The 16,145-nt window shown below is 66.8% G+C and carries 12 protein-coding genes; 7 read left to right on the top strand and 5 right to left on the bottom strand.

What is annotated here, in order from left to right:
• The first annotated feature begins 50 nt into the window (after positions 1–50).
• The 5 genes from ShzoTeo12_RS22560 (at position 51) to ShzoTeo12_RS22540 (ending at position 6,101) form a co-directional block, all read left to right on the top strand.
• A complete protein-coding gene (locus tag ShzoTeo12_RS22560) occupies positions 51–1,304 on the top strand; it encodes a sarcosine oxidase subunit beta family protein (RefSeq protein ID WP_318912538.1) in 1,254 nt (417 codons plus the stop codon).
• 9 nt (positions 1,305–1,313) lie between these two features.
• Positions 1,314–1,598, top strand: coding sequence for a sarcosine oxidase subunit delta (locus tag ShzoTeo12_RS22555; protein WP_318912537.1), 285 nt, complete (start codon positions 1,314–1,316; stop codon positions 1,596–1,598).
• Positions 1,579–4,386 carry a 2Fe-2S iron-sulfur cluster-binding protein gene (locus ShzoTeo12_RS22550; protein ID WP_318912536.1) on the top strand — a complete coding sequence of 936 codons (2,808 nt, stop codon included), beginning with the start codon at positions 1,579–1,581 and terminating at the stop codon, positions 4,384–4,386. Before ShzoTeo12_RS22555 ends, ShzoTeo12_RS22550 begins: the two co-directional genes overlap by 20 nt.
• On the top strand, positions 4,379–4,921 hold the full coding sequence (locus ShzoTeo12_RS22545; protein WP_318912535.1) for a hypothetical protein: 543 nt from the start codon (positions 4,379–4,381) through the stop codon (positions 4,919–4,921). The genes ShzoTeo12_RS22550 and ShzoTeo12_RS22545 overlap by 8 nt, the downstream gene beginning before the upstream one ends.
• 64 nt (positions 4,922–4,985) lie before the next feature.
• On the top strand, positions 4,986–6,101 hold the full coding sequence (locus ShzoTeo12_RS22540) for a branched-chain amino acid ABC transporter substrate-binding protein (protein WP_318912534.1): 1,116 nt from the start codon (positions 4,986–4,988) through the stop codon (positions 6,099–6,101).
• 76 nt (positions 6,102–6,177) lie between these two features.
• Here ShzoTeo12_RS22540 and ShzoTeo12_RS22535 read toward each other — a convergent pair whose 3' ends face one another.
• Together ShzoTeo12_RS22535 and alr are read right to left on the bottom strand one after the other, a co-directional pair.
• On the bottom strand, positions 6,178–7,428 hold the full coding sequence (locus ShzoTeo12_RS22535; RefSeq protein ID WP_119255737.1) for a D-amino acid dehydrogenase: 1,251 nt from the start codon (positions 7,426–7,428) through the stop codon (positions 6,178–6,180).
• 83 nt (positions 7,429–7,511) lie between these two features.
• A complete protein-coding gene (alr, locus tag ShzoTeo12_RS22530; protein ID WP_318912533.1) occupies positions 7,512–8,645 on the bottom strand; it encodes an alanine racemase in 1,134 nt (377 codons plus the stop codon).
• A 125-nt stretch (positions 8,646–8,770) separates the two neighbouring features.
• On the opposite strand from alr, the gene ShzoTeo12_RS22525 reads away from it, so the two are divergent.
• Positions 8,771–9,244 carry an Lrp/AsnC family transcriptional regulator gene (locus tag ShzoTeo12_RS22525; RefSeq protein ID WP_119255739.1) on the top strand — a complete coding sequence of 158 codons (474 nt, stop codon included), beginning with the start codon at positions 8,771–8,773 and terminating at the stop codon, positions 9,242–9,244.
• Between the two features lie 9 nt (positions 9,245–9,253).
• Here the strand turns inward: ShzoTeo12_RS22525 and ShzoTeo12_RS22520 are convergent, their stop codons facing one another.
• Complete coding sequence (locus tag ShzoTeo12_RS22520) at positions 9,254–10,660, bottom strand: pyridoxal phosphate-dependent decarboxylase family protein (protein ID WP_318912532.1); 1,407 nt, start codon at positions 10,658–10,660, stop codon at positions 9,254–9,256.
• Positions 10,661–10,830: 170 nt separating this feature from the next.
• Between ShzoTeo12_RS22520 and ShzoTeo12_RS22515 the strand changes: the two genes are divergently transcribed.
• Positions 10,831–11,421, top strand: a complete 591-nt coding sequence (locus tag ShzoTeo12_RS22515; RefSeq protein WP_119255741.1) for a YqaA family protein — start codon at positions 10,831–10,833, stop codon at positions 11,419–11,421.
• Here the strand turns inward: ShzoTeo12_RS22515 and ShzoTeo12_RS22510 are convergent.
• Both ShzoTeo12_RS22510 and ShzoTeo12_RS22505 read right to left on the bottom strand, forming a co-directional pair.
• On the bottom strand, positions 11,403–12,053 hold the full coding sequence (locus ShzoTeo12_RS22510; protein WP_318912531.1) for a 4'-phosphopantetheinyl transferase family protein: 651 nt from the start codon (positions 12,051–12,053) through the stop codon (positions 11,403–11,405). The two genes, ShzoTeo12_RS22515 and ShzoTeo12_RS22510, sit on opposite strands and share 19 nt — an antisense overlap.
• Positions 12,050–16,045 (bottom strand): Pls/PosA family non-ribosomal peptide synthetase, encoded by a 3,996-nt coding sequence (locus ShzoTeo12_RS22505; RefSeq protein WP_318914349.1) that lies wholly within the window; start codon positions 16,043–16,045, stop codon positions 12,050–12,052. The genes ShzoTeo12_RS22510 and ShzoTeo12_RS22505 overlap by 4 nt, the downstream gene beginning before the upstream one ends.
• Positions 16,046–16,145 lie beyond the last annotated feature (100 nt).

The raw sequence follows: 16,145 nt of genomic DNA, 5'->3' as shown, positions 1-16,145 counted from the left end.
ACCGTCGCTTTCTCGGCGAAGCGGCTCTACCCTGCAAAGGATGGAGTGCGATGACGCGGCATTACTCGGCGCTTTCACTCTTCAAGGAAGGGCTTGCCGGCCAGAAAGGCTGGCAGCAGGCGTGGCGCTCGCCCCAGCCGAAGCCGCGCTACGACATCCTCATCATCGGCGGCGGCGGGCATGGGCTGGCGACGGCGTACTATCTCGCCAAGGTCCACAATATCCGCAATGTGGCAGTCATCGAGAAGGGCTGGCTCGGCGGCGGCAATACGGGGCGCAACACGACGGTCGTGCGCTCCAACTACTTCTTCCCCGAGAGCACGGCGCTCTACGAGATGGCCCTGAAGCTCTATGAAGGGCTTGGCCGCGACCTCAACTACAATATCATGCTTTCCCAGCGCGGCATTATCACGCTCGCCCACAGCGAGGCGGAGATGGAGATGGCGGCGCGCACCGTCAATGCCATGCAGATCAACGGCACGGATGCCGAGCTCTTCGGCATCGAGGACGTGCGACGCGTGCTGCCGCTGCTCGACATGTCGCCCGATGCGCGCTACCCGGTCTTCGGCGGCGTCTGGCAGGGCAGGGCCGGCACGGCGCGGCACGATGCGGTCGCCTGGGGCTATGCGCGCGCCGCCGACCGGCTGGGCGTCGATATCATCCAGTCCTGCGAGGTCGAGGAGTTCCTCATCGAGGGCGGTCGATGCCGCGGCGTGAAGACGAGCCGCGGCGAGATCCGCGCCGAGCGGGTCGGCATGGTCATCGCCGGCCATTCGTCCCACCTTGCGGCCAAGGCCGGCTTCCGCCTGCCGATCACCTCCTATGCCTTGCAGGCCTGCGTTTCCGAGCCGATCAAGCCGGCGCTCGATACGGTCGTCCTGTCGCCGGCCACCGGCACCTATGCCAGCCAGTCGGACAAGGGCGAGCTCGTCGTCGGCGGCGGGCTTGACCGCGTTCCCTCCTACGGCCAGCGCGGCAACCTGCCGATGCTGGAGACGGTGATCTCGGGGCTGCTGGAAATGTTCCCGAGCTTCCGGCAATTGCGGTTGATGCGGCAATGGGCCGGCATCGTCGACGTCACGCCGGATTCCTCGCCGATCCTGGGCGAAAGCCCGCTGCCCGGCCTCTTCCTCAATTGCGGCTGGGGGACGGGTGGCTTCAAGGCGATCCCCGCGGGCGGCACGCTGCTCGCCAATCTGCTCGCCACCGGCAAGCACCACGACGTCAGCCGCCCCTTCGATCTCGACCGCTTCGCCCGCGGACGGCTGATCGACGAGGCCGCCGGCTCCGGCATCGCGCATTAGGAGGACCGGATGCAGCTTTTCCCATGCCCCTTCTGCGGGCCGCGTTCCGAGACGGAATTCCACTTCGGCGGCGACGCTGGCAACCACCGCCCGGAAGGTTTTCGCGACGTTACGGATGGCGAATGGACCGCCTACCTTCATGAACGGAACAACCTGCGCGGCGCGGCAAACGAGATCTGGATGCACATGACCTGCGGCGAAGTGTTCCGCATGGAGCGCGACACGGTGCACCACGGCATTGCGCGGTCCTTCGCGCTGACGGAAGGAGACGGCGATGACCGCTTGGCGCACTGAGGGCGGGACGGCCATCGACAGGACGCGGCCGCTGCGCTTCACCTTCGACGGCAAGATGGTGGATGGGTTTGCGGGCGATACCGTCGCCTCCGCGCTGCTGGCGGGCGGTGTTTCCGTCCTCGGCCGCAGCTTCAAGTATCACCGCCCTCGCGGCCTCTGGGGCGCCGGCGTCGAAGAACCGAACGCGCTGGTCGACATCGTCGGTGCCATGCCGAACACGCGGGCGACGCAGGTTCCGGCCGCCGATGGCCTCGCCGTGCGCAGCGTCAATGCCGATCCGAGCGCCGAGAAGGATCGCCACGCCTTCCTCGACGCCTTCTCGCGCTTCATCCCGGCGGCCTTCTACTACAAGACCTTCATGTTCCCCGACTGGCACCTGTTCGAGCCGCGTATCCGGCAGATGGCCGGCCTCGGGACGCTGGATGCCGGCTTGCGCGAGCCGTCCTTTGCCGAACAGGTCAACCATCATTGCGACGTGCTGGTGGTCGGCGCCGGGCCCTCGGGCTTGCTCGCGGCGCGCAAGGCTCTGCGGGAGGGCCGGCGGGTCGTGCTTTGCGACGACGGGCGGCAGGTGGGCGGCAGCCTTCTTCATCGCGCGGCGACCATCGAGGGCAAGCCGGGGGCGGAGTGGGCTGCGGACGTCGCAGCGGAACTCGTGGAGGCAGGCGCACTGGTGCTGGCAGGAACCACGGCTTTCGGCATCTACGACCACCGCCTCATCGGCCTCAGCCAGAAGGGCGCGGATGGTGCGCCGGACCGGCTCTGGCGGGTCCGCGCCGGGTCCACCGTGCTCGCCACCGGCGCCATCGAACGGCCGCTGCCATTCGGCAACAACGACCTGCCGGGCATCATGTCGGCGGAGGCCGCGCTCGTCTATCTCCGCCGCTTCGGCGTCGTCGCCGGGCGCAAGATCGTCGTCGCCACCAATAACGGCCTTGCCTATGAGGCGGCGGAAGCGCTGGCGGGCACCGGCGCCGAGGTCACCGTCGTCGACTATCGCCCCGATGCCCCGGCACCCACCGGGCTGCGGGTGCTGAAGGGCCTCACCGTCGTCTCTGCGAGCGGCCGCGGCACCGTCAGCGCCGTCCGGCTTTCCAATGGCAGCGTGCTGGAGGCGGATGCGGTGCTCGTTTCCGGCGGCTTCACGCCGACCGTGCATCTCTATTGCCAGGCACAGGGCAAGCTCGACTGGCGCGACGACATTCTCGCCTTCGTGCCCGGCCGGCCGGTGGAGGGCGTCGAGGTGGTCGGGGCCGCGGCCGGCGATTTCGGCCTTCCGGCGGAGCTTGCGGAGGGGGCGACCCGCGATTTCGGCATCGTCGCCGCATGGCCGAAGCCCGGGGCGAAGGAGCGGGTCTGGATCGACCTGCAGAACGACGTCACCGCCAAGGACGTGGAACTGGCCGTCCGGGAAAACTTCGTCTCCGTCGAGCACCTGAAGCGCTATACCACGCTCGGCATGGCGACCGACCAGGGCAAGACCTCGAATGTCAACGGCCTCGCGCTGATGGCCGAGATCACCGGCCGCCGTATTCCCGAAGTCGGCACGACGACCTATCGCCCGCCCTTCACGCCGGTTCCGCTCGCCTCCTTCGCGGGCGCCCGGTCCGGCACGCTCATGAACCCGCTGCGCCGCCTGCCGCTCGAAAGGGAGCACCGGGCGGATGGCGCCGTCTTCCGCGAATATGGCGGCTGGCTGCGGCCGGCCTATTATGGCGAAGGCCCCGCGGAGGCCCGCATCCAGGCCGAGGCCGCGGCGGCGCGCAAGGGCATTGCGCTCTTCGACGGCTCGCCCCTCGGCAAGATCGAGGTCATCGGCCCGGATGCCGCGCCCTTCCTCGACTTCATCTATTACAACACCGTCTCGACGCTTTCGCCCGGCCGTTGCCGCTACGGCTTCATCCTCAGCGAGGCCGGCAATATCTATGACGACGGCGTGCTGGTGCGCCTCGACGAGAACCGCTTCGTCGTCTCCTGCTCCTCCTCCCATGTGGCGGGCGTGCACGCCCTGCTGGAGGAATGGCGGCAGGACCGTTTCGACCGCAGCCGCATCTTCATCCACAATGCGACAGCGGAAATGGCAACGCTGACGGTGTCCGGCCGCGAAGCGCCGGCGCTGATCGCCGCGCTCGGCCTGAATGCGGCGCTCGACGATGCGGCCCTGCCTCATATGGCCGTCGTCTCCGGCGCGTTCGAAGGAGCCCCGGTGCGGATCGCCCGCGTCAGCTTCACCGGCGAACGGTCCTACGAGATCTCCGTTCCGGCCGACCATGCCGCCGCGCTCTGGTCGCGGCTGCGGCGGGAGGGCGAGGCTTACGGCGCGACGCTGCTCGGCCTCGAAGCGCTCATGATCCTGCGCGCGGAAAAGGGCTATGTCGTCATCGGCAAGGACACGGACGGAACGAGCCGGCCGATGGATTTCGGCCTTGCCGCGCCGCTGGAAAGAAAGAAGGTCGAGTTCATCGGCCGCCGTTCGCTGATCACCGAGGATGCCGCGCGAGCCGATCGCCGGCAGTTCGTCGGGCTCGAGGCGGTGGACGGCAAGGGCGCGCTGCCGACCGGCGCGCACGGTATCGAGCGGGCGTCGGGCAGCCTGCGCAGCACGGGCTATGTCACGTCGAGCTATTTCAGCCCCGCGCTTCAGCGGCCGATCGCGCTCGGCCTCATCGAGCGCGGCCTTTCGCGCATGGGCGACGTCATCGAATTGCAGCATCTGAAGGAGGTGCGACACGCCCGCATCGTCGCGCCCTGCGCCTTCGATCCGGAAGGAGGCCGCCTCCATGCTTGACAATTCCCGCAAATGGCGGCCGGAACCCGACTGGGCGGACGCGCTGCTCGTCGCGCCGTCGCTCCGCATCCGGGCCGTCACCGGCCTGCCGCAGCATCTCGTCAGCGGCAATATCGAGCGCTTTCTCGCCCGGCACGGCCTTGGCACCGATATCGGCGCCTTCGGGCTTGCCTCCGGCGGGCGGTATGCGGTGCGCGTTGCCCGCGACCGACTGCTCGCCGTGGGCGTTCCGGCCTCCGAATGCCCGGCCGGATGGCACGATGAGGGCTATGCCGTGACGGCGGTAGGCTCGGCACTGCGCGTCCTCGAAGCGCGCGGGCAGGGTGTCCGCGATCTCATCGCCCGCACGACGGCTGTCGATCCCGATAATGGCGGCCCCTGTGCGGCCTTGCAGTTTTGCGGCCTGACATGCAGTGTCTATTTCCACGGGGATATGCAGACATTGCGCATCCACGTGGACCGGGGACTTGCTGCTTATCTATGGGAATGGATGGAACGCCAGCCGCTGCTTTCGAGCAGGGCCGGCGGGGGCTGAGGAGAACCCGGTTTCGAACAAGAACGACCCGCAATGGTGCGGGCGCAAAGGGGAGTTGAACTATATGAAAAGCATTCTGATCCTCGGCACGGCCCTCGGCCTCGTCATGGCAACGGCCGCGCGGGCGGATGACCTGACCATCGCCGTGGCCGGCCCCATGACCGGGCCGCTCGCCACGATCGGCGACCAGTTCAAGCAGGGCGCGCAGGCTGCTGCCGACGCCATCAACGGCAAGGGCGGCGTGCTCGGCCGCCAGATCAAGCTGCAGTTCGAGGACGACCAGTGCGACCCGAAGCAGGCGGTCTCCGTGGCCAACCGCATCACGGCCGCCGGCATCGGCTTCGTCGACGGCCACGCCTGCTCGGGCTCGAGCATTCCGGCCTCCGCTGTCTATGCCGAAAACGGCACGCTGATGATGAGCCCCGCTTCCTCCAACCCGGTCATGACGGACGATGCCGCCGCCAAGGGCTGGGCCAACATCATGCGTCTCTACACCCGCGACGATGCCCAGGGCGCCTTCATCGGCCCGTGGATCGCCCAGCAATATGCCGGCAAGAACGTCGCCGTCCTGCATGACAAGACGGCCTACGGCCAGGGCGTCGCCGACGCCGTGCGCGCCACCATGAACGAGAAGGGCCTCAAGGAAGTTCTCGCCGAAGGCATCAATCCGGGCGAGAAGGACTACAATGCGCTGGTGACGAAGCTGAAGGACGCCAAGGTCGATGTCGTCTATTTCGGCGGCTATCACCCGGAAGCGGGCCTCATGCTGCGCCAGGCGGCCGAGCAGAACTACAAGTTCCAGCTCATCATGCCCGATTCCATCGCATCGCCCGAATTCTGGCAGGTCGCAGGCCCGGCCGGCGAAGGCACGCTCTTCGTCTTCCCGTCCGATCCGCAGGCCAAGCCCGAAGCGAAGGAAGCCGTCGAGAAGATCAAGTCCGGCGGCTTCAAGCCGGAAGGCTTCACGCTCTTCTCCTACGCCGTCATCCAGGCCTTTGCGCAGGGCATCGAGCGCGCCGGTTCGGACGATCCGACGAAGGTTGCCGAGGCGCTGAAGAACGGCCAGTCGATCGACACCGTCGTCGGCACCGTCACCTTCGACGAGAAGGGCGACCTGAAGAACGCCAGCTACGACATCAACCGCTGGAGCAACGGCGCCTACGCCCCGATCGCCCAGTAAGCCTGCAAACAGAAAGGGCGGGAACTCGGGTTCCCGCCCTTTTCACATGGAGCGGCCGAAAGGCCGCTTTTTTATTTCAGGCGTAGCGGGCGATCGCGAGGTCCGTTGCGTCGATGTCCGGCTTTTTGCCCGAGACGAGGTCGGCGATGACGCGGGCGGAGCCGGAGCTCATCGTCCAGCCGAGCGTGCCGTGGCCGGTATTGAGGAAGAGGCCGGCGATCTTCGTCGGGCCGATGACCGGCGTTCCGTCCGGCGTCATCGGGCGCAGGCCGGACCAGAAGCTGGCCTTGGAAATGTCGCCGCCGGGGAAGAGGTCGGTGACGGAGTGCTGAAGCGTGAGGCGGCGCGGCTCGCCAAGATCGTTGGTATAGCCGGAGATTTCCGCCATGCCGCCGACGCGGATGCGGTCGCCGAGGCGGGTGATGGCGATCTTGAAGGTCTCGTCCATGACGGTCGATTCCGGCGCGCGCGAGGCATCGACGATCGGGATCGTCAGCGAGTAGCCCTTGACCGGATAGACCGGCAGGTGGATGTCGTGCGGCTTGACGAGGAGCGGCGAGAAGCTGCCGAGCGCCACGACGACGGCGTCGGCCTCCAGCCTGCCATGTGCGGTGATGACGCCACGCACACGGCCGCCCTCCACATCGAGCCCGCGGATGATGCTGCCATAGTTGAAGCGCACGCCAAGCGCCTCGGCCTTCGCGGCCAGCGCATTGGAGAACTTGAAGCAGTCGCCGGTCTCGTCCTTGGGCGTCAGCAGGCCACCGACGATCTTCTCGCGCACGTGCCTCAGCGCCGGCTCGACGCGGATGCAGCCCTCGGGATCGAGCACTTCATAGGGAATGCCGTCGGCGGCGAGCGCCTTGACGTCCTTGGCCGAGGCGTCGAGCTGCGCCTGGGTACGGAAGAGCTGCAAGGTGCCCTGCATGCGCTCGTCATAGGCGATGCCCGTTTCCTCGCGCAGCGCGGCGATGGAGATGCGGCTGTAGTCGGCAAGGCGCAGCATGCGGCTCTTGTTGATGGCGTAGCGGCCGGAGGTGCAGTTGCGGAGCATCTTCACCATCCAGGACAGCATGGCGCCATCGACCTTCGGGCGAAGAATCAGCGGTGCGTGTTCCATGAACAGCCATTTCAGCGCCTTCATCGGAATGCCGGGCGCGGCCCAGGGCGAGCAATAGCCGAAGGAGACCTCGCCGGCATTGGCGAAACTGGTCTCCAGCGCCGGGCCGGGCTGGCGGTCGACGACCGTGACCTCATGCCCCGCCTTGGCAAGCTGGTAGGCCGACGTGACGCCGACGATGCCGGCGCCGAGAACGATGACTTTCATGGTATCCTCATTGGAAAGAAAAGGCTTTGTTTTTTGTTTTCAAGGCAGTCGCGGGAACGGCGGATGTTTTCCGCGAACCTGCCCTAGCGGTATTGCCGCTCGTATCGGTGGCCGAGGCTGGTCAGGATCTCGTAGGCAATGGTGCCAGCATCGCGCGCCACGTCCTCCAGCGTCTGGTGCGAGCCAAGCACTTCCACGAGGCTGCCGAGCTTGAGGCGTCCTTCCGGCAGGGCGGAGACGTCGATGGTGATGCTGTCCATCGAGACGCGGCCGACGATGGGCAGGCGAACGCCATCGCAGAAGACGGCGCCGCGGTCCGAAAGGCTGCGCAGCATGCCGTCGGCATAGCCGGCCGCGATGGTGGCAAGGCGGGTGGAGCCGGTCGTGACATGCGTGCCGCTGTAGCCGATGCGCGTGCCGGCGGGCACGGTGCGCGTCTGCACCACGGCGATGTCGAGACGCACGACGGGCTCCATGGGGTTGGCGCGTCCTGCCGTCGGCGCGCCGCCGTAAAGCGCGATGCCGGGACGGGCGAGCACGCCGTGATAGGTCTTGCCGAGGAAGACGCCGCCGGAATTGGCAAAGCAGACGAGAAACTGCGGGAAGTCCGCCGTAACGCGCTCCATCTCGGCAAGCTGACCGGCGTTCTGGTCGCTGTCCGCATCGTCGGCGGAGGCAAGGTGGCTCATGACGAAGAGAATGTCGATCCCGCCTTCAGACTTCACCAGTTCGGCAAGGGCGGCCCGCTCTTCCGGCGGCACGCCGAGGCGCGACATGCCGGTGTCGAATTGCAGGACCGCCGGCAGCCTGCGGGCGAGCATCCGGGCGGCATCCGCCCATTGCCGCCACTGCTCCAGCGAGTTGATGACCGGCACGATACCGTCCCGCGCGGCGGGGAATTCATTGCCGGGCTGGAGGCCGTTCAACACGAAGACGGTCGCGTCGGCGGCAAGCAGCGGACGCAGGGCGAGGGCCTCGACGAATTGCGCGACGAAGAAATCGCGGCAGCCATGGGCATAGAGCCTTTCGGCGACCCGGGCGGCGCCGAGCCCATAGGCATCGGCCTTGACGACGGCCGCGGCACGTGCCGGCGCGACCTCGGCACAGAGCCGTTCATAGTTGCGGGCAAGGGCCGCCAGATCGATGGTCAGGTAGCCCGATGCGCCACCGGCGCCGGCCGCTTCGCTCTGCCTGTCTGTTCTCGTCACGCCGTCCATGTCCAGCCTCCCGCATTACGCGCAGCCTAGTGAAACGATCGTGAAATTGCCGACGAAACAGCGCTTGATTGTTGTGTGCGGCTATGATTTTTGAAAGAAACGACGACAGTTTGGAATGATATGCAATGACCGCTCTCGACGCCATAGACCGCAACATCCTGCGCCTTCTGCGCCTCGATGCACGCATGAGCAATGCGCGGCTGGCGGCCGAGGTGGGCCTGTCTCCCTCGGCCTGTCTCAGGCGTATCAAACTGATGGAACAGGCGGGCGTCATACGCGGCTATACCGCGCTGGTGGATGCCTCGAATGCGGAATCGACCATCGCCGTCATCATCAACATCACGCTGGAACGCCAGACGGAGGACCACCTCGACCGCTTCGAGGCGGCCGTGCGAAAACACCCGGAAATCCGCGAATGCTTCCTGATGACGGGCGGCTCGGATTACCTGCTGCGCGTCGAGGTCGCCAATGCCGGCGAATTCGAGCGCATCCACAAGGAAATCCTCTCGGCGATGCCCGGCGTCTCGCGGATCCATTCGAGCTTCGCGATCCGCAACGTGCTGGCGACGAAGCCGCGGGGACGGACGAAGCGCGCCTGACGCTGCCGCCTACGGCAATGCGCGGGCGACCTCGGTTATCACCTTGAAGGCCGTATCGGCGTCGTCGCGCGTCATCTCGAACTGGCCCGCCTGGAAGCGGATGGCGATGCGCCCGTCGACGCGGGTCTGCGTGAAATAGATGCGGCCGTCGTCGTTGATGGCGTTGACGAGGGCGATGTTGTGCCGGTCGGCGTCTCCCGCGCCCTTGTGGCGGAAGGAGAAAAGCGACAGGACCGGCTGGCTGACGATCTCGAAATCGGCCTCGGCGGCAAGCCGCGCCGCGAGCTCCGCCGACCATTCGACATGGTTGCGGATCATCGCGCGCAGCCCTTCCAGCCCGTGGTAGCGCATCAGGAACCAGAGCTTCAGCGCGCGGAAGCGGCGGCCGAGCGGCACGGACCATTCGGAATAGTTGACGATGCCGTCGTGGCCGTGGGTTTTCAGATATTCCGGCTGGATGGCCAGGGTGCGCACCTGATCCTCGGGGCTGCGGATGAACTGCACCGAGCAGTCGAAATTGGCGCCGAGCCATTTATGCGGGTTGAAGACGATGGAATCGGCCGCCTCTATGCCCTCCCAGAGGGTACGGAATTCCGGGCAGATCATGGCCGAGCCCGCCCAGGCGGCATCGACATGGAGGTAGAGGCCATGCGCCTTCACCACCGCCGCGACCTCGGCGATGGGATCGCAGGCGCCGATGGAGGTTCCACCGGTACAGGCGATGACACCAGCGGGAATGTGGCCGGCCGCAAGGTCCGCCCTGATCGCGGCGTCCAGCGCTTGCGGGTCCATGCCGTTCAGCGCTCCCTTGGTGGGAATGCGCACGAGGTTCGCTTCCCCGATGCCGGCAATCCAGATCGCCCGGTCGATGGAGGTATGCACCTGCCCGGAGGCATAGACGCGAACGGCGCCGTGCGCCGCCAGCCCCTCGCTGTTGCCCTTCCAGCCGAGCGCCTTTTCCCGCATCACCAGCACGGCGGCGAGCGTCGCGGTGGAGGCGGAATCCTGGATGACGCCGGAAAAGCCGTCCGGCAGGCCGAGCGCCTTGCGCAGCCAGTCGACGACGCGCGTTTCCAGCTCCGTCGCCGCCGGCGAAGTCTGCCAGAGCATGCACTGCGCGGCGACGGCGGTGACTAGGTAATCGGCGATCACCGAGACCGGCGCGGCATTGGCCGGGAAATAGGCGAAGAAGCGCGGATGCTGCCAATGGGTGATGCCATCGGGGATGATGCGCTCGAAATCGGCGAAGATGGTCTCCATCGTCTCGCCGGTTTCCGGGGCGGCATCGGAAATCTGCCGGATGATGTCGCCGGGTTTCGTCTGCGCCCGCACGGGTCGGTCGCGCAGCCCTGCACGGTAGTCGGCGCCCCAGTCGGCGGCGGTTCGCGACCATTGGCGGAATTCTTCGCTGTCCATGTCCTCTCCCTTTATGCCTATCGTTCTTCTCGGCGCTCGGGCGATGATTTGCAATGCCTGCGGCGGCGATGCGGGCAGGGGCGCGGGTTGAGTTCACGGGGCGAAGCATGTACCAAGCCGGAGGCTGCATCCCAGCCATTCCCCATCCCGTTCGGCAGACACGAAATCCCATGTTACGAAAACTCTACGCCTGGACCCTCTCGCTTGCCGGACGCAAGGCCGCGGAAGCCTGGCTTGCGCTTATCGCCTTCGTCGAAAGCTCGGTCTTCCTGGTGCCGGCGGATGTCCTTTTCCTGCCCATGGCGCTCGCCCGGCCGGAGCGGGCCTACCGCTATGCCTTCGTCGCCACCGCGGCATCGGTGGCCGGCGGCATCGCCGGCTGGATGCTCGGCTATTATGCCTATGAGGCGGTCGCCAAGCCCGTGCTGGAATTCTACGGCAAGCTGGAGGCCTTCGAGCAGCTGAAATCCCATGTCACCGAGGGGCAGCTCAACCTTCTCCTCGTCACGTCGGGCCTTGCGCACCTGCCGCCGATCAAGATCGTGACGATCCTTGCGGGCGTCGCGCATATCAAGCTCTGGCATTTCGTGCTGTCGGCGATCGTCGCGCGCGGTTTTCGCTTCTATCTCCTCGCCTTCCTGCTGCGCCGCTACGGCGAACCGATCCAGGCCTTCGTGGAAAAGCGCCTCGGCCTCATCCTCGGCGCCGTGGCCGTCGGCCTCATCGTGCTCTACGTCGCCTATCATCTGCTGGCCGGCTGATCCTCCGCGACGGCAAGGACGACGATGCGGGGCAGGAGGCAGAAGGAGAGCCGCATCCTGCGGCCGCGCGCCGTCACGGCCTCGCCGCGCGCAAGATCGACACCGATGTGCTCGTAGCCGAGGATTTCCCCGTCCAGCGGATAGGCGGCCTTGTAGACCGCCTCCTTCGCGCTGAAGAGAAGGCGTGCTGCAAGGCGGGGATGGACGCCTTCAAGGACATCGCCGGGCATTACCGCCAGCGCGGCGATCTCGTCCGGCAGCGGCTCGGCCGGCTCGACATCGATGCCGAGCGAGGCAATATCGGCCTTGCGGGCGACGGCCGCGACGGCCATCTCGTCGTCATGGGCGAGCGAGCCGGCGAAGCCCGCCGGCCAGAGCGGGTCACCCGCAGGACCGCGTCCGATCGCAACGGAAGTCATGCCTTCCGCCGCCAGCAGACCCCTCGCAAGCGCGCGGGCCGCACCGCTTGCACGCCGGGCGACAAGCCGGCGGGCCGGAAGGGCGACGGCCTCTTCCGGCAGGAGAAGGGCCTCGTCGCCCGCCCGGATAAGCCGGCAGCCGAGCCGCACCGCCGGCGGGGCCAGCCGCTCCATCTGCGCCAGCAGCGCGGTCTCGGCCGCGCTGTCGCTCATTCGGCCGGGACCGGTCTGGCGAAGGCGTGGAGCTTGGCCGGATTGCCGCGCCAGATCGAGTGCGGTTCGAGGATCTCGCCCTTCATCACGAAGCAGTCGACATCGGCGATCGAGCCTTCGCCCATCGTCACGCCGTAATGCACGAAGGCGGAGGGGCTGAGCGTGCAGCCATTGCCGATGCGGATATAATCCGACTTGAAGGCGCCTTCCTCCAGCGAATGGGCTTGGATGACGCAGCCTTCGTTGAGCGTGGCGTCGTCGCCGATCTCCACCAGCGAGCGTTCCGTCAGGTTGGCCCCGCCGTCATAGACGCGCCTGCCGACCTTGACGCCCAGCGCCCGCAGGATCATCGGGCGGAACGGCGTGCCGGCGAAGAGTCGCACGATGGGCGAATCCGACAGCTTCCAGTGTCGCTCGTGGCGCCAGAAATCGACGTCGTAGATGGTGGTCATCTGCGGCCGGAGCCTGCGGAAGCGAAGGCTCGCCCATTCCATCAGGATATAGAAGGGGATGGTGACGGCCGCCGTCAGCACGACGGCGACGAAGAGCGCCACCTGCGCCCATTCCGTATAGTAGTTGAGCGCCCGGTCCCAGATCGCCAGCGTCACGAACAGCATCGTCCACTGCACGGCGATGAACATCAGCGCGGTTACGAGGTTGTGCCGGTTCTTGTGCGGCAGGCGGGCGCGGCGGTCCTCGTCGCTGACACCCTGGATCAGCTCCTTGTCGCGCTTGACCATGCGCGGGATCTCGAACGGCGGGGAGCCGAGGAGGCCGACATTCTCGCGCAGCGGCCCGTCGATGGGCACCATGACCTTGGTGCCGAGAAGGACGTTCTCCCCCGTCCGCCCGTCGGGCGGATAGAAGATGTTGTTGCCGAAATAGTTGCGCTCGCCGACCTTCGTATGCTCGAGCCGGAAGGCGGAGGCCGACTTGTGCACGTTGATCATGTAGAGGCCGTCGGAGACCATGGTGCCGGTCCCGATCTCGCAGAACAGCGGATTGTCCTGCTGCTGGTTGCTGCCGAAATTCGAGCCGGTCTGCACCACCTTGTTGAGGTTCCAGCCGAGCGCCCGGATATAGTGGACGACGGCGGAGCTGTCGCCGAAGATCAGGTTGAGCAGACGCGCATTGGTGCCGGCCTCGACGATGGACTGGAGCCAGAAATGGAAGCCGTACATCCGATAGGTACGGCCCGGCTTCAGGACGAGGCTGAACAGCCGCGGCAGCACCAGGGCGACGAAGGCGAGGGCGGCGATGAGAGCGATGAGCGTGACCGTCGTGCCGATGGCGACGATGCCGATCGATTCCTGGTAGTCGTCGCTGACATTCTGCCAGTAGCTGTGGAACCACAGCGGGAACGGCGTGACGACAGCAAAGAGCGTGATGAGCTGCACGGCCTCGTAGAGGATACGCCGCGTCTTGGAGAGCGTGACGACCGGCACCTTGCAATAATCCGCATTTGTCGGGACCGCGGGCGAGCCGTGCCAGTGCGCGTCATCGGGAACATGCTGCCCGCGCTGGAGCGAGGAGGCATGGCCGAGCTGGGCGCGGTCGCCGATGGAGGTATCGATGTCGATCGCGCAGCCGACGCCGACGAAGGCGTCGCGGCCGATGGAGATGGGCCCCGTATGGATGTAGCCGGCCTGCGCCCGGTAGCCGAGAAGCATCGATTCCTTGCGCAGGATCGAACTCTCGCCGATAGAGATGAGATCGGTGCAGACGGGGATCGTGCGACATTCGATGGTGGTGCTGCGCCCGAGCCGCGCGCCGAGCAGGCGCAGATAGAGGCTGTAGAGCGGGCTGCCGCGGAAGAGGACGACCGGCGCGGTGCGGATCAGCGTCTTGACCACCCAGAAGCGATAGTAGCGAAGCCCCCAGATCGGGAAGCTCTCGGCCTTCCATCGACCGACCAGCAGCCACTTCATAGCGACGGCAAAGCCGGACATGCCGAAGAACACGGCGGCCGACAGGATGGCGCAGCGCAGATAGAGCCGAACCGGATCGTCGAGCATGTCGTAGACCCAGTTGAGGCCGTAGTTCAGCATCCACAGGCCGAAATAGCTGTAGAGGCCGTAGAAGGCGAGCTGCGCCGCGCCGCTGGTCCAATAGGCGAGGTTTGAAGCGCGGTGGGTGAGGCAGGGCTCTTCCACTGCCGCAGCCTCTTCCTCGGGGCCGCGCAGGTGCCGCGCGAGGCCGGCCACCGTCGGATGCATGTAGATGTCGCGCATCGAGGTGGTCGCCCACTCCTTGCGCGTGCGCAGCTTCGCGCAGAAGCGGGCCATCAGCAGCGAGTTGGCGCCGAGATCGTCGAAGAAATGATCCTCGGCGTAGATGTCGTCCATCTTCAGCACGTCGCGCAGCGCTTCCGTCAGGAAGCGCTCGTCGTCGGTGGACGGCAGGATTTCCTTGCGCTCGGTCCCGAGGCGAAGGCTCATGGGCTTCGGCAGCTTGCGCGTATCGACCTTGTCGGACACGGTCATCGGCAGGGCCGGAAGCTCCTCCAGGAAGGAGGGCACCATGTAGTCGGGCAGGCGGCGGCGCAGTTCCCTGCCGAGGTCGGCGCGGGCAAGCGTGTCCGTGCCGGATTTCAGCGCATAGTAGCCGACCAGCTCGACGCGGCCGGGCTCGATCTCCCAGGTGGTGACGGCCGCCTGCGCGATGCCGGGCTGGTCGAGCAGCACGGCCTCGATCTCGCCCAGCTCGATGCGATAGCCGCGGATCTTCACCTGCGTGTCGATGCGGCCGTGATATTCGATCTCGCCATCCGCATTGATGCGGCCGAGGTCGCCGGTGCGGTAGATGCGCTGCGAGGGATTGTTCGGCAGGCCGATGAAATCGGGGATGAACTTCTGCGCCGTCAGGTCCGGCCGGTTGAGATAGCCGACCGCGACGCCGATGCCGGCGATGCCGATTTCACCAAGCTCGCCCGGCGCCGTCAGTTGCGGCGCCTCGGCATCGAGGATGACGATGGAATAGGTCGGCAGCGGCGCGCCGATCGTCACAGGGCGCTCGGGCGTGAGATAGCCCATGGTCGCCGTCACGGTCGCCTCGGTCGGGCCGTAGGTGTTGAGGATCTGCCGGCCCGGCTTCGACCAGCGCGTGACGAGGTTGTGCGGGCAAGCCTCGCCGCCGACGAGGATGGCGCGCAGGCTCGGCACGTCGCTCTCGATGGAGGAAAGCAGCGTCGGCGAGCAGGCCATGCAGGTGATGTCGTTGGCGCGCAGGAAATCCGCAAGCTCCTCGCCGACCAGCGTCATGCGGCCCGGCGCGGGGACGACGGTGGCGCCGGCGGCGAAGGGCACCCAGATCTCCTCGGTGGAGAAGTCGAAGGCGATGGTCATGCCCTGGTAGACGCGGTCGCCCGGGCGATAGCCATAGGCATCGGCGGCGACGCGGACGAAGTTGCAGATGCTCTGGTGGCGCACCGCCACGCCCTTCGGTCGGCCGGTCGTGCCGGACGTATAAAGGATGTAGCAGATGTCGTCTTCGGAGAAGCCGACTTCGAGCGGCGTATCCGGGTGCCGGGCGGCCTCCGGGCAATCGGCCGCGATCACCACATGGGGGACGGAAAGCCCGGCGGCGCGCGCGGCATAGCCGGCAATGGTGACGACGAGGCTGACGCCCGCATCCTCGACGATGAGCGACATGCGCTCCTCGGGGAAGGCCGGAGCGAGCGGCACGAAAGCCGCACCCGCCTTCATGACGGCGAGGATGGCGATATAGGTCTCGGCGGAGCGGTCGAGCAGCAGGGCCACCCGGTCGCCGGGCTTGACGCCGCGCCCGGCGAGCAGGCGCGCGAAGCGGTTCGCGGCGGCGTCCATCTCGCGATAGGTCCAGACGCGGCCGGAATCGAGCACGGCCGGCGCGTCCCCAAAGGTTTCGGCAAGTCCCTCGAAGACGCGGGAAAGCCGCTCTTCCGGCTGGCCGGCGCGCGGCGAATCGGGACCACAAAGGATCTGCGGCATCGGGCCGCTCTCGGTCGTGTCCATCACGCCCTGGCTGAGGCCGCGCAAATGGGTGCCTGCGTCGTTCATATTCGAAATCCTGCTTGTGCCATGTCCGGCGAGGTGACGTTCGGCAGTGGCGCGC

Origin of the sequence: Shinella zoogloeoides, from assembly GCF_033705735.1 — a bacterium.
GTDB lineage: Bacteria > Pseudomonadota > Alphaproteobacteria > Rhizobiales > Rhizobiaceae > Shinella > Shinella zoogloeoides_A.
The sequence above is the reverse complement of the archived record's forward strand: the minus strand, read 5'-3'. Positions and strand labels throughout refer to the sequence as shown.